The 12,888-nt window shown below is 45.6% G+C and carries 20 protein-coding genes; 16 read left to right on the top strand and 4 right to left on the bottom strand.

Annotated elements, in window-relative coordinates:
* Positions 1 to 7 precede the first annotated feature (7 nt).
* From BLV22_RS08685 to BLV22_RS08650, 8 genes are all read left to right on the top strand, one after another.
* On the top strand, positions 8 to 757 hold the full coding sequence (locus BLV22_RS08685; protein ID WP_091614008.1) for a GvpL/GvpF family gas vesicle protein: 750 nt from the start codon (positions 8 to 10) through the stop codon (positions 755 to 757).
* Entirely contained in the window at positions 754 to 1,011 is a 258-nt protein-coding gene (locus BLV22_RS08680; protein ID WP_022794401.1) for a gas vesicle protein GvpG, read from the top strand. The genes BLV22_RS08685 and BLV22_RS08680 overlap by 4 nt, the downstream gene beginning before the upstream one ends.
* 15 nt (positions 1,012 to 1,026) lie before the next feature.
* Entirely contained in the window at positions 1,027 to 1,887 is an 861-nt protein-coding gene (locus tag BLV22_RS08675; RefSeq protein WP_091614005.1) for a GvpL/GvpF family gas vesicle protein, read from the top strand.
* Positions 1,868 to 2,101: a gas vesicle protein gene (locus tag BLV22_RS08670; protein WP_091614002.1), complete on the top strand. Its 234-nt coding sequence runs from the start codon at positions 1,868 to 1,870 to the stop codon at positions 2,099 to 2,101. The genes BLV22_RS08675 and BLV22_RS08670 overlap by 20 nt, the downstream gene beginning before the upstream one ends.
* A gap of 16 nt (positions 2,102 to 2,117) precedes the next feature.
* The gene (locus tag BLV22_RS08665) at positions 2,118 to 2,423 is read left to right on the top strand and encodes a gas vesicle protein K (RefSeq protein ID WP_091613999.1); all 306 of its coding nucleotides are present in this window, start codon (positions 2,118 to 2,120) and stop codon (positions 2,421 to 2,423) included.
* A 73-nt stretch (positions 2,424 to 2,496) separates the two neighbouring features.
* The gene (locus BLV22_RS08660; RefSeq protein WP_091614281.1) at positions 2,497 to 2,823 is read left to right on the top strand and encodes a gas vesicle protein; all 327 of its coding nucleotides are present in this window, start codon (positions 2,497 to 2,499) and stop codon (positions 2,821 to 2,823) included.
* Positions 2,824 to 2,834: 11 nt separating this feature from the next.
* Positions 2,835 to 3,062, top strand: a complete 228-nt coding sequence (locus BLV22_RS08655; protein WP_091613997.1) for a hypothetical protein — start codon at positions 2,835 to 2,837, stop codon at positions 3,060 to 3,062.
* Positions 3,063 to 3,157: 95 nt separating this feature from the next.
* Positions 3,158 to 3,613, top strand: a complete 456-nt coding sequence (locus tag BLV22_RS08650) for a YkvA family protein (RefSeq protein WP_091613994.1) — start codon at positions 3,158 to 3,160, stop codon at positions 3,611 to 3,613.
* A gap of 51 nt (positions 3,614 to 3,664) precedes the next feature.
* Here the strand turns inward: BLV22_RS08650 and BLV22_RS08645 are convergent, their stop codons facing one another.
* Entirely contained in the window at positions 3,665 to 4,213 is a 549-nt protein-coding gene (locus tag BLV22_RS08645) for a shikimate kinase (RefSeq protein ID WP_091613991.1), read from the bottom strand.
* A 90-nt stretch (positions 4,214 to 4,303) separates the two neighbouring features.
* The gene (locus tag BLV22_RS08640; RefSeq protein ID WP_176967720.1) at positions 4,304 to 5,434 is read right to left on the bottom strand and encodes a hypothetical protein; all 1,131 of its coding nucleotides are present in this window, start codon (positions 5,432 to 5,434) and stop codon (positions 4,304 to 4,306) included.
* Between the two features lie 352 nt (positions 5,435 to 5,786).
* Between BLV22_RS08640 and aroD the strand changes: the two genes are divergently transcribed.
* The 5 genes from aroD to BLV22_RS08615 all read left to right on the top strand — a co-directional run bounded on the left by aroD (position 5,787) and on the right by BLV22_RS08615 (position 8,671).
* On the top strand, positions 5,787 to 6,563 hold the full coding sequence (aroD, locus tag BLV22_RS08635; protein WP_091613985.1) for a type I 3-dehydroquinate dehydratase: 777 nt from the start codon (positions 5,787 to 5,789) through the stop codon (positions 6,561 to 6,563).
* A 158-nt stretch (positions 6,564 to 6,721) separates the two neighbouring features.
* Positions 6,722 to 7,066: a nuclear transport factor 2 family protein gene (locus BLV22_RS08630; RefSeq protein WP_091613983.1), complete on the top strand. Its 345-nt coding sequence runs from the start codon at positions 6,722 to 6,724 to the stop codon at positions 7,064 to 7,066.
* A gap of 70 nt (positions 7,067 to 7,136) precedes the next feature.
* Positions 7,137 to 7,742: a hypothetical protein gene (locus BLV22_RS08625; RefSeq protein ID WP_091613980.1), complete on the top strand. Its 606-nt coding sequence runs from the start codon at positions 7,137 to 7,139 to the stop codon at positions 7,740 to 7,742.
* 111 nt (positions 7,743 to 7,853) lie between these two features.
* On the top strand, positions 7,854 to 8,216 hold the full coding sequence (locus tag BLV22_RS08620; protein ID WP_091613978.1) for a hypothetical protein: 363 nt from the start codon (positions 7,854 to 7,856) through the stop codon (positions 8,214 to 8,216).
* A gap of 14 nt (positions 8,217 to 8,230) precedes the next feature.
* A complete protein-coding gene (locus BLV22_RS08615; RefSeq protein WP_091613975.1) occupies positions 8,231 to 8,671 on the top strand; it encodes a PH domain-containing protein in 441 nt (146 codons plus the stop codon).
* Positions 8,672 to 8,963: 292 nt separating this feature from the next.
* Here the strand turns inward: BLV22_RS08615 and BLV22_RS08610 are convergent, their stop codons facing one another.
* On the bottom strand, positions 8,964 to 9,233 hold the full coding sequence (locus BLV22_RS08610) for a glutaredoxin family protein (RefSeq protein ID WP_091613972.1): 270 nt from the start codon (positions 9,231 to 9,233) through the stop codon (positions 8,964 to 8,966).
* 219 nt (positions 9,234 to 9,452) lie between these two features.
* Between BLV22_RS08610 and dinB the strand changes: the two genes are divergently transcribed.
* Positions 9,453 to 10,571, top strand: a complete 1,119-nt coding sequence (gene dinB, locus BLV22_RS08605) for a DNA polymerase IV (protein ID WP_091613969.1) — start codon at positions 9,453 to 9,455, stop codon at positions 10,569 to 10,571.
* Between the two features lie 20 nt (positions 10,572 to 10,591).
* On the opposite strand, the gene BLV22_RS08600 is transcribed toward dinB, so the two are convergent.
* Positions 10,592 to 11,227 carry a YIP1 family protein gene (locus tag BLV22_RS08600; RefSeq protein WP_091613967.1) on the bottom strand — a complete coding sequence of 212 codons (636 nt, stop codon included), beginning with the start codon at positions 11,225 to 11,227 and terminating at the stop codon, positions 10,592 to 10,594.
* A gap of 91 nt (positions 11,228 to 11,318) precedes the next feature.
* Here BLV22_RS08600 and BLV22_RS08595 point away from each other — a divergent pair, with 91 nt between their 5' ends.
* Positions 11,319 to 11,909, top strand: a complete 591-nt coding sequence (locus BLV22_RS08595; protein WP_091613965.1) for an HD domain-containing protein — start codon at positions 11,319 to 11,321, stop codon at positions 11,907 to 11,909.
* An 82-nt stretch (positions 11,910 to 11,991) separates the two neighbouring features.
* Complete coding sequence (locus BLV22_RS08590; RefSeq protein ID WP_091614279.1) at positions 11,992 to 12,768, top strand: alpha/beta fold hydrolase; 777 nt, start codon at positions 11,992 to 11,994, stop codon at positions 12,766 to 12,768.
* The last annotated feature ends 120 nt before the right edge of the window (positions 12,769 to 12,888 follow it).

The raw sequence follows: 12,888 nt of genomic DNA, 5'->3' as shown, positions 1-12,888 counted from the left end.
AGTAACCGTGGGAATTTATATGTTTGGGGTTATTGAAACCACTGAAAAGCCGACCTTCGGCACCGTGGAACTCGAGGGGAAAGAGCGAAAAATCTACACCCTCCAGCGTGGGCAGGAAGCGATGGTGGTAGCGGAGGCTCCGATGCAGATTTATGATCCAACGAGGAAAAACCTGCGGGCTCATCAAGATACAGTGGCCAGAGTAATGGAAGAATACGATGTCATTCCGATGAGTTTTGGGAACGTCCTTGAGGACCAGAAAGAAGTCTTTGCTTTAATGGAAAAGCTGCAGGATCAATTTGAGGAAATTTTTCCGAAAATCCGTGGCAAAATGGAAGTTGGACTTAAAATCATCGGAAAGAAAGAATGGCTGAATGAACAAATCCGTCAGGAACCGGGAATGGAAGATTTGCGCAAAAAAACGGATACGAAAGGCAAAAACGCCAGCTATTACGAGCGGATGCAGCTCGGGGAATCGGCGCAAAAATTCATGATGAGGCTGCACGAGCGCTTCGAGGAAGAAGTCTTCCAGCCGCTCGCAGAGATTGCCAACGCAGCTAAAAGTAACGAAGTGATCAATGAGCGGATGCTGTTGAATGCCGCTTTTTTAATAGATAAAGAAAACGAAGAAGCTTTTGATGCAAAAGTAAACGAGATTTTTAATGAATGGAATGAACACGCTGATTTCAAGTATACGGGCCCATGGCCGGCATACAACTTTATTGACCTGAAAATAAAAGCGGGGAACAGCGTATGATTCATAAATTATTTACCTGGCCGCTTGATACTGTCGTGTGGGCTGGTAAAAAAGTAAAAGAAGAGGCGGATAAAGAATATTTTGATGTCCGCCAGATTCAAAAGAAACTGGCCAATCTGCAGATTATGTATGAGATGGAAGAAATTTCTGAAGAGGCCTTCACAGAGCAGGAGGAAGAGCTGCTGCAGCGGTATCGCAGAGCGAAGCAGATTGAACAGGAAGAATTACGGGAAGAGCTAGAGGAAAAGGATTAAAGGAGTGAACCGGCAGTGCAGACAAACTCGGGCGCACCGGCTCTTTTGTATTTGTATGCCTTGATTCCTACGGGCGAATATGAGCAAGCTCCTATGGAACCGATGGAAGGCATGGAGCCGGACAATAATATCAGCTTTATTGAACATGGCAGTATCACTGCAGTAGTTACCCATGTTCCGGAAGAAGAATTTTCCCAGGAAAAGCTGCAGAAGAATGTAGAAAAAATGGAATGGCTGCAGGCTAAAGCCTTTCACCATCATGAAACGATGAACCAGCTGCATGATCGCTATACCACGATCCCGTTAAAATTCGGCACGATTTTTGAACAGGAAGCAAACCTTGCGGAAATGATTGAAAAGTACAAGGAGAGCGTAACGGCTCAGCTTTCTTATTTGAAAGGCAAAGAAGAATGGAACGTCAAAACTTACGCTGATCAGCAATTATTCACTGAAGCCGTCGTGCAGAACAGCGAAGAAATTCAGGCGAAAGAAGCAGAGCTTGAAGCGATGCCGGCTGGCAGACGTTTTTTTGAAAAAAAGAAAATGGACCAGTTCATTGAAGCGCAGGCGGATGAGCAGATTGAGAAGCACTGCCAATCGTTTCACGATGAGTTAGCTGCCTGGAGTGAAGGCACAGAAATCAAAAAGAATTGGGAGAAGCGCGTCACAGACCGGGAAAAAGAAATGGCATGGAACGCCGTATACTTGATTCATTCGAAAGACCGGGAGGCGTTTATTCAATTAATTGAACAGCGCCAGGAAAAAGAAGAAGCAGAAGAGACCGGAATGGATTTAGAGTGTACAGGCCCGTGGCCGGCATTTCATTTTTCAGGCCTGACAGACAGGAGGGAGCAAAATGCCCCAGGACACTCTTAAAAACCGGGAAGTTTCCCTGCTCGACGTCTTGGACTCCGTGCTTGATAAAGGGGTCGTGCTTCAGGGCGATATAACGATATCCATTGCAGGGATCGATCTTATCTATTTGGATTTACGCGTACTAATCGCTTCTGTCGAAACCCTGCGGCAGTCGGAATTGAAGACGCAGAAAGAATTTGTTTCTAATTCTTCAGAACCTTCCCAAGTCGAATAAAGGAGGCCGAAAATAGATGGAAAATAATAATCCGCAAGTAACACAAGCCCAGCAGCCGACCGGACGCATATCACTGGATCCGGACAAAGCAGAAGAAGGACTCACCCAGCTGGTGATGACGGTGGTGGAACTGCTGCGTGAGCTGGTGGAACGCCAGGCGATGCGCAGAGTTGAAGGCGGCGATTTAACAGAGGAACAAGTGGAGCAGCTTGGTGTAGCGCTCATGCAGCTGGAAGATAAGATGGAAGAAATGAAGGAAATCTTTGGCCTTACGACAGAAGATTTGAACATTGATCTTGGACCTTTAGGGAACTTACTCTAAGCTTCAAAATAGGCTTGAAAGAAGGGAATATGTTATGGCTGAAAAACCTGTACAACGCTCAGCACCCGATCATATGGAGAGACCATCCGGCGGTCTTGTTGACATTCTGGAAACAGTACTGGATAAAGGTGTCGTCATTGCTGGGGATATTAAAGTAAATATTGCAGACGTAGAACTGCTGACCATTAAAATCCGTCTGGTCGTTGCCTCGGTCGATAAAGCAAAAGAAATGGGCATCGACTGGTGGGAAACAGACCCGCATTATTCGTCCAAGGCAAAAGGGCTCGAAGAAGAAAACCAGCGGCTGCTTGAACGGGTGGAACAGCTTGAAGAAAATCAGCAGGCGGAAAGCGAAGAGCAGCAGGCGACAGCACAGAATAAAAACAAAGCCGAAAAGTGAGGTGAACGCACGTGATTTTCCGTGATCTGTCTAAAGACATTGGCCAACTGGTACGGGACCTGCAGAATCAGGATAAGTCGCAGGTTCAACGCACAGAAGAGCGCACGTTTGGAAAAGGCGAAAACGCACCGAAGCTTCGGATGGAATATAATATGAAAGCAAGAACACTTCCGTCGAAGGAAGAAATGGAAGAATACCGAAAAGAAATCAAGCAGCGTGACAGGGATCGTCTGGAATAACAGGTCCTGTACTGCATGAAGGCTTTTCCGGGGACGCCTGTTTTTCTCCGGAGAAGCGGTACATAGCCATATCAATTAATAAAGGGGCTGGGCACATGGCAAAAGATAAAAAGCGGCGGAGTTTTTTAAAGAAGAAAAACATTGACGAATCAACGTTAAAGGACCGGTTAAGGCGCTTGAACCCGCGTGCGAAAAAATACGCGAAAGACCCAAAAGAAACGGAAAAACTGCTGCGGCAGGCGAGAGAAAAAGCGGATGAAAACCAGAGTCCGCTGAAAAATGTATGGCAGGAGCTGCAGCTGATGCTTGAAATGCTTCGTGCCTGGTGGAAAAAAGAGTACCAGCATGCGCCCTACAAATCGATTGTAGCCATCATTGCAGGACTGATCTATTTCGTGTCACCGATTGACTTGATTCCGGACTTTCTCCCTGGCGGTCTGATTGATGACGCAGCGGTTATTTCGTTTGTGTTCAAGCAGGTCCAAAAAGATCTCGATGACTTTAAAGAGTGGAAGCTGCAGCGTGACAATACAGTCAATGCAGATGAATAGGAATCAAAAAAGCTCCACCCGGCAGTTTGTGCCTGGTTGGAGCTTTGCTTTTTATTCGTATAATTTCCAGGCTGTTTTTAGTGAATTAGTAATATAATCTGCTACTTCTTCCGGAGAATCTTTATCGATAGTGATTTTGGAATGGTGGCTGGCATAAGCTGTCTGCCGGCTGTAAAATAACTCTTCGATATCTTCGAGCGAACGTCCCTGAAGAACAGGGCGGTCTGCCATAAGCAGGTGAATTCGTTCCTTCCAGGCGTCCCACGGCATGTCCAGGTAAAAAACGGTGCAGTTGTTTAAGCATACGTCCCGAATTTCCTCCTGCATGAAAGCTCCCCCGCCGAGAGAAATAACCTTAAGGCTTTGATTGGCGTACTTTTTCACAAGTTCTTTCTCTTTCTGCCTGAACGCAGGCTCCCCAATCAGTTTAAATACGTCCGGTATAGGCATTTGAAACTCTTTTTCGATCTGTTCATCGATATCAATAAAGGATCTGTATAAGTTTTGAGCGACCAGTCTGCCAATGGTTGTTTTGCCGACTCCCATAAAGCCTATAAATACTATGCTTTTTTCACGTAAAGATTTTTCTTTTATTATCATATGTCTGCACTCTTTCGTTAATAAAATGAGGTAGTCAGCGAAATGTACCGTGATTATAATACAGTTTTCGGCAAAAGTAAAAACCCGGTGCTACATAACGAGCTGCAGAATATAGGCGAAGCTCATTGTAAAAAGCATATATCCAATGACAAACGGCAGATTCCACAAACCCAGCCGATACGGATTGATATTCAGATGGTAACCTACAATCGAAACAGAGATATTAAACGGGCTGAACATGACAGGGCTCAGGCTGCAGACAATTAAAACAAGTGCCAGTGGTATTGCCTGAAGGTCCGCCAGAGAAGGGGCAATGATTTCTGCAAGCAGAATAACAGACACCAGCGGGTGGAAGCCGATAAAGCTGGAGATAAGAAAATAGGCGCCGATCAGCAGGTAAAAAATAAAAATCTGCTGGTGCATGAAAGTGAATAGCTGCTGAAGGACGTCAAATAACGAGGTTTCTGCAAGCATTTGGACGAATAAGCCGGCGCTCAGAAACATGAAAAAGAAGTTAGCCATACCTTTGGTTCTTGTCTTCCATTGATTAAAAGCAAAAAATGCATATCTGCGCAGGCGTCTAATAAAAGCTGCCCATAAAAAGGATACAGGAGCAATAAACAAAACGAGAGTGAATAAATAATCGAAGCCCGACCAATGATTAACCAAGCTCACACAGGTTACAAGCAGCAATAGGAGAGCGATTAACTGCTTGATCTTTCTGCTCGCGGCACTTGAATGGTCAGTCGGAGTACCAGCAGGCTGCAGACGCAGTTTGGGGTACTTGAAAGAGGCAGTCAAAATATCAAATAAAATGACTATAATAACAATCGTAATAATAAAAGGGAAAATATAAATGTAGTTCTGGCCGGTTACATTTAAAGCTGTAATGACCATAATTTCAAGCGGGCTCCAGGCAAGGCACAGAGCATAAGCCCTGAGTAAATTCTGCGTGTAAAACTTCGCCTTTATTTTTCGGGGAATTGAAGAAAAGGTCCGGTCCAGGGTGCGCATAAGAACGGCAAACGTAGCAATGTTTAAAAACAATCCGAGCACGTGGCACACAAAAAAACTTCTTCTGTACAACTGGGTGACAGTGTCCGCCCCCTGTTCCATGAATTTTCGAAGCCCGTGGTCGTACTTGCCCACCCGAATGAGTGAATTGAGAAAGGGAAGCATAAAAAAGAATGAGAGAATGCCGAGCATTGTCTGAAATGACATAAAGTAATCCTGCCAGGAGGTGCTGGTCTGGAAAAATAAAAATGTTCCGATGGTATAGAAGGCAATACCGGAATAAAAGAACAGCCCTTTTGCAAAAAACAGGGAAATAAATATAACAATATTTGCAAGAATACCGATGAATAAGGAAAAGTTCAGTGATTGTAAAAATTGTGAAAGTACGTAGGAGAGGATTAATAAAGAATATATGTATAAACGCAAATGCTGTTCCCCCAATTTCCGGTTGATGGCATGCAAGAGTATGATAGCATATTAGTTACATATAGAGAGTCAATCTATACATTTAACAGTACCAGAGGAAGGGTTAATACTAATCATTTGAGCGGAGGACCATATGACAAGTCACAGATATCAAACACTGCAAATGGGAAATAAATCGTACAGTGCTTCACAGCCGATGATCTGTGTTCCTCTAACAGAGACAACGGCAGAAGACTTAGCGGTAGAACTGCAAGCCATAAACCTTGCACAGGCAGACGCCATTGAATGGCGGGCAGATCACTTTGAAGACTTAAAAGATAAAAAAGCGGTAAACCGGGTACTGGAGATGCTTAAGCAGCAAGTCCCGGAATGTGTGCTTTTATTTACTATTCGCTCTGCTCAGGAAGGCGGGGCTGACCGGCACTTAACTGATGAAGAAACAGTGGAAATCATTTCCGGGGCAGTACGTTCAGGAAATACAGATATAGTGGATGTAGAGGGAAGAATGAGCAGTGAGCATATAGCTTCCGTTCGTCAAATAGCCCGGGAGCATGGAGTGAAATTATTAATCTCGCATCACGATTTTTCAAAAACGCCTGGTGTTTTTGAAATGCACCGTTGGGGTGAGGCGGCAGAAAGACACGAGGCAGACATTGTAAAAATGGCAGTCATGCCAAATCATAAATCAGATGTGTTGGATCTTTTAGGAACGCTGGTGGAACTGAGTGGCAGGTTGAATATCTGTACAGCTGCTATGTCTATGGGGTCTGAAGGACTGGCTTCCCGCCTGGTCGGTCATTCATTTGGCTCTATGATGGTATTTGCTTCCGGGAAAAAAAGCTCTGCGCCTGGACAAATTCCGCTTGAGGACGCGCGCCAGGTGGTTGATATTGTCAACAAATATTCGTAAGGCACATCTGCACTTCCGCGTATGTAAACCGCAGATGAAAATAATCGTCATGAATCAGCAATAAAAGTTGAAAAGTCTGTAGAAAAACCCGTATCATTTGATGTAGATACGGGTTTTTACGTATGGCCAGGTCTTATACGTAGGGAGGGTGGAGACTGATGGAAGACATACGCCAGCTCGAGGAAGATTTATTGAAGCCGAGTATTCGGCGGTCGGCTGTGGAAGTGAGCCGGCTGCTGGCAGAGGATTTTCAGGAAATAGGAGCGTCCGGCCGGATTTTTACCCGAGAAGATGTGATTTTTGGCCTGGAGGAGGAGCGTCCTGTCCATAGAGCGGTGGCTGATTATAAAACAAAACCGCTTTCGGAGCATTTATATTTGGCAACCTATACCGTAACGAGCGAGCTGGGGACTTCGCTGCGCAGTTCTATATGGCGGAAGACGGCTTCCAGCTGGGAGCTTGTTTTTCATCAGGGGACGCCCAAAAAAGCGAACCAGCCATAGAAGCAGAATACAAAGGTCGTTTTCAGCACAAGTGAGGTCGACTTGCAGAAGGGCAGTAGAGGTGAACAATATGGAACTATTCCATTATCATTTTTGGACAACTGAGATAGAAGAAACTGAAGCTTTTTACAGCAGTTACGGTTTTGAAGTAGTGGGACGATTTGCCCTGGAAAATTATCGTATTAAGCGGTACGATCCGCCGCTTACGTGGGATGACTTCCGCAACAAAGGGTTAAAGTTCCGGATGATAGAAATGAGTCTCGGCCAGGTGCGGGTAACCTTTGGTGCAGGGAGAATGAATACGTTCGGCTACTTTGGCTATCGTGTAAACGGGGAAGAGCATGCGAGTATTCTCCGGCGCGCAAAGGAACACGGATGGGGGATTAACAAAAAAGAAAGAAGAACCTTTCTGCAGCCGCCTACCGGGCCAAAGATTCAGCTTGATTGGGCGGAAGAGCTTCCTATCGGAGGAAAAGAAGAGCTGCAGTCTGTCCTCATCACCAGTCCGGAACCGTATGATTCGCACGACTGGCTCACTGTTCTGGGTGCAGAGGCGTTAGTGCCTGCCTGGCAGGAAAAGCATGCATTCGAACTTGAAAAAGTAGTTATTCAGGGAGCGGAAGAGATGGAGACTGCGCAAGATCCAAACGGTGTCTATCTGGAATTCCGTACTTAACGGAAGGAAGAACAGCATGATGAAATACGTGGTTGGAATGGTTCTGGGCCTTGCTTTGTTTGCAGTAAAGCCCCGAACGGTAAAAAGCAGGGAGTAGGGAGCGAATACATCGTGGAGTCGTCATTTCGTCAATTAATTATTATTATTTTAGCTATACTATCGTCTGTGCGCCTGGTCTTCTTTTTTGTGCTGGATCAGCCTCTTATCGATGCCATGATGCCGCTTGCGTTCATGATGTACTGGATGCTTATTTTATCGATAGCGGACAGCAGGCAGTCATGGAGCGCAAAACGCGAGCTGGTTACCATACTGGTGGCGACAGCACCAGTAGTGATTGCTTCATTTATCGGGGTCGTAACGGAAGCGCACACGATCTTTCTTCCGCTGTTTACGAATTCGATGCTTTTAATGGTTCTTATGCCTATTGTTTATAAGTATGGGTTAAAACCAAACGATCCTGATAAAAAAAACTAGAGGAGACCGGATAAATGGTGTTTCGAGCGAAAGGAAGCAGACTGCTGTCCGCATTTGCGGTCATAGCCATTGTACTGCTGGGATATTCTATTTTTCAGGCCCTATTTATGTATGACGGAGGGCCGGGGACTATTCTGCGGGCTGTGATTGATGCGGTTATTATCATTTTAGTAACTCAGATTGTATTTTTCACAAAGTATGAATTGCGCGAAGAGCATCTGGCAGTCCACGCCTCTCTTTTGATCCGGCTGCGTATTCCTTATAATTCCATTCAACGGGTGGAAGAGGTGCCCGGATGGATTAAGGGGGCGACTCCGGAAAGACTGAAGGTGGTCTATCAGGAAGGAAACCGCCATCAGCATATTACACCGAAGGACGAAGAGCTGTTTCTGGAGAAACTGTCTGCGAAAAACAAAAATATTGATATGCCAAAAAAAGGACGGTTCACGCGGTGAACTGTCCTCTTTCATAATTTGTCGTAAAATTTACGAAGGAAATAAAACCCAATAGAAGCTAAAACCGTCCCGGCAATAATTATCGTTATGATAAAAAGCACTGTAGGCACAAATCTTCCTCCCTTCGCTGCAGATTCTCGCTGTTATAGGTGTTTACCCCGGGAGGCACAACTGCAAGCCTCTTTATTTAAACAGCAGCACGCAGGGTTTATCGTGTTTTACATCCGAAAGTGTTCGTTCGGAAAATATAAAAAAGCACCGGTTTGAAAACCAGTGCTGGATGTCGTTAGCATTAATTGCTTTGGCCGGATATCCCGACTGTAGTAACAAGTGTTTTTATTTTTTTGAGGTTTGGGCCGACGACCTGATACCTTTTGTCGTCCGTAATAATAATAGTAATAGGAACGAATTTTTCGTTTAACGCACCGAATTCCTGGTTTGCCTGTGGGTCGTTTACGATATCTTTCTCGATAAAAGAAATACGGTTTTCCTGGAACCAGCCCTTTACTTTAGCGCAGGAGGAGCAGTTTGGCTGGGTGAAAATCTGAACTTCATAATTCATATATATTCCTCCAATCAGGTGTGGATGTAACTCGAAGCCTCCGTATTTGTACGAGTATGATAGTATACTAAAGTGCCCGGGAACGCAATGAAGAGGGCAGAGACCCCGGCCGTAAAAAATAGAGGATTATCAACGAATAGGAACATACGTTTGTGAAAAATGGTGGTGTCCGATATAATAAAGAGAACAGAAAACTGCGCGCATAAGGGGGCGTAGGAAGTGAAGCAGGAACAACAAAAACTCCGGAAAATTATTCATATAGATATGGATGCTTTTTTCGCTTCTATTGAACAGCGTGACCAACCCCGCTTACGGAACAAGCCCCTGGTAGTCGGAGGCTCTCCCTGGTCAAGAGGGGTAGTGGCTACGTGCTCTTATGAAGCAAGGCCATACGGTATTCATTCAGCTATGTCTTCCTACGAAGCCTACCGAAGATGCCCGGAAGCCATTTTCATTAAAGGGAATATGGAGAAATACAAAGAAGTTTCACGTGAAATTATGAATATATTTCATGACTGCACAGATTTGGTGGAACCTCTTTCCCTGGATGAGGCTTATTTGGATGTAACAGAAAACCATTGGAATATTCCATCCGCTACCCTGGCAGCTAAAGAGATACGGCGGATGATTTATCAAACGACGGGGCTGACCGCATCGGCGGGGGTGTCCTATAATAAATTTCTTGCAAAGGCAGCGTCGGATTATAACAAGCCGGACGGTCTGACTGTTATTACACCGGACCGGGCAGAGGCGTTTGTGAAGGCTCTGCCTATCGGGGATTTCCGTGGAGTGGGAAAAGTAACCAAACGGAAATTCGATTCCCTCGGCATTCAGACTGGGGAGGGTTTGCAGCAGCTGAGCGAAGAACGGCTCGTGGAATTATTCCATAAGCAGGGCCACGTTTTTTACCGGCAGGCCCGGGGACTTGACGAACGTCCGGTAAACCCGGAAAGAGAACGTAAGTCTCTGGGGAAAGAAACGACGCTTTCGCAGGATCTTCTGCTCGTACAGGATATGCTTCCAGTCATTGAGGAGCTGCTCGATCAAGTACTGGCACGTCTGAGAAAAGACGGTATCCGTACTAAGTGCATTGTGTTAAAAATTAAATTCGCCGATTTTCAGCAAATTACCCGGCGGTCTACACTTGAACATCCAAGCAACGATCATGCAGAGCTGCTTGAAGCTCTGCGTTCCTTACTCGAAGAAGGCACGTCCGGAGGGGATCCGGTTCGGCTGCTCGGAGTTACAGCTTCCGAGTTTTATGGGCCGGGGGAAGTGACAGGAGGTCGCGGCAAGGTTTATAAAACAGTTAATTACGAACAGCTGCGTCTATTTTAAAACGCAGCTGTTTTAGTTGATTAACTGGAGAAGACGCCGAAGACGAAAATAGCCGTCATAGCTAAAACCAGAACGATAATAACAATGAGGAGCGTCAGTAACAAGGCAAACACGACAAATGCCCCAAAAGCTTTCCCGCCGGAAAAGCCGGCAGCGGCAGAAATTAAATTCACCTGGGTGACAATAGTCCAAATAGAGGCAACGGCTGTGAGAACCCCGGCGATGGCTGTAAGCAGCGTGGCAATGTCACCGCTGCCCACAAGCTGGCCGATGTGCAGTAAAAAAATGAGGGGGAAAATGATAGCCTGCGGAAAAAGGGAGAGTCCATAAACCGTCCGGGCTTCCCGGGCAGTCATCCCGCCCTGGAAGATCAAAATAACGAGCTTTAGGATCAGTCCATTCAAGTAAAAAGTAATGATTTGAAATATAAGGAACGCAGCGATAATGCCGACGGCTGCCAGAAACGTAAAAAGAGCAGAGTCCGTTTCAAGCGGTGCCGTTTCCCGGGCGTTTTGTGCAAAGGCCTGGGACATTCCGGCAAGGATAACGATCCAAAAGGCGGTGAAATGAAGCTTTGGATGGTCGCTTAATTGCCGGTACGTTTTTCGGGGTGCAGTAAGCAAAGCTGACAACTGCCTGGGCTTCATAATGATCATTCCCCGCTTTCCTCAATGTATCTTTTTTCCATCTAATGTTAGTGTACAATAGTTTGAAGAAAGAAAACAGGTTGTATAAGGAGGTTGGACCGTGAATGCCAGATTATTTTCTATTTTAGAAACGCTGGAACTGTTTGACGAAATGAAATCCATTCAGCGTGCTTCATTAAAGAAGGATGGGGATCGGGAGAACGACGCGGAGCACAGCTGGCATTTATGCATGTATGCCCTGCTTTTGTACCGGGAAGTTGATCCGGGCATGGATATTGCGAAAGTAGTGGAAATGCTGTTGATACACGACCTGGTAGAAATATATGCCGGTGATACGTTTGCGTATAACGAAGAGGGCAAAAAAGATCAGGAAGAAAGGGAGTGGCAGGCAGCGGAAAAAATAAAAAGCAGGCTTCCGGCTGAACTCGGGCGTTGGTATATAAAAAGATGGCGTGAATTTGAAAAGGAAAAGAGTACTGAAGCAGACTTTGCCCGTTCGCTTGACCGAATGCAGGCGATGGGACAGAATATTTTTACCAGAGGAGCTTCCTGGAGAAAAAATGGCGTCCGGCCGGAGGATGTGGAAAATCGGGCACAGACATGGAAAAACAGCAGCACTGCTGCAGAAGAAATTTTTGCTCATTGGTGGAAGGAAGCGTTAAATGAGGGATATTTCACAAACGGGAATTGACCGGAGCAGCGCTCAAACTAACACCCCGGAAATATCTTATGGTACAATTTTTCCAATGTGAAATTTAGAAGGGATGGAAGAAATGTCGACTATGAGCAGTGCGGACAAAGTCACTCTGTATTATAAACAAGCCGGACAAGGCTATCCTGTTATTTTTCTGCACGGGCTGACTGGAGATCATACGATGTTTGAACGTGAAATGGAGCAGTTGAAAGATGGGTTCCGCGTTATAGCGCTTGATATGAGAGGGCACGGCAGGTCGGACAAGCCTAAAGCATATACATTGGAAGATCATATACAGGATGTACTGCACATGATGAACAAGCTTGACATTGAATCAGCTCATCTGGTCGGTGTTTCAATGGGCAGCTATATCGCTCAGGGTGTAGCTGTTGAAGCTCCAAAAAGAGTGGCGAAACTTGTGCTGACAGCACCGAAAGCGCATGGAAAAACATCTTCCACTGCCCGCTTGTTTGCTGAGCATGAAGCTGAGTTGAGCGGTCTTTCCCACCGTGAAAAATTAAATAAAGCCTCGATGTATATCTATCATGATATTGGTAAGGTACAGGATTGGTCAAAGCAGATCGAAGACCGGGCCGTCGAGCTGAATGCCGAAGAAGAGCAGGCAGCGTCTGATGCTTTAAAGGGATTTGATTTCCGTGACCAGCTTCCTTTTGTAGAGGCAGAATCGCTCGTGATCAGCGGGAAATACGATGGCCTGAATCCGCCGGAATACGGAAGAGAGATAGCTGACCTGATTCCTTCATGCCGGTTTGTGGAATATGAACACTCGGGTCATGGAATAAACGTTGAAGAGCATGAACGATTCGTAGAAGAAGTCAGAGAATTTTTGCAATAAAGCCAATAAAAAGAGCAAGAGCACGATTACTAAATGAATAAACCTGCTCTTTCGCTCAGAGCGCCGGAGAGCCGCTGTGATTTTCAATTAAAAGGGCAGATATTCAATTGAGTCGAGGAT

This window comes from Marinococcus luteus, from assembly GCF_900106595.1.
GTDB classification, from domain to species: domain Bacteria; phylum Bacillota; class Bacilli; order Bacillales; family Marinococcaceae; genus Marinococcus; species Marinococcus luteus.
The sequence above is the reverse complement of the archived record's forward strand: the minus strand, read 5'-3'. Positions and strand labels throughout refer to the sequence as shown.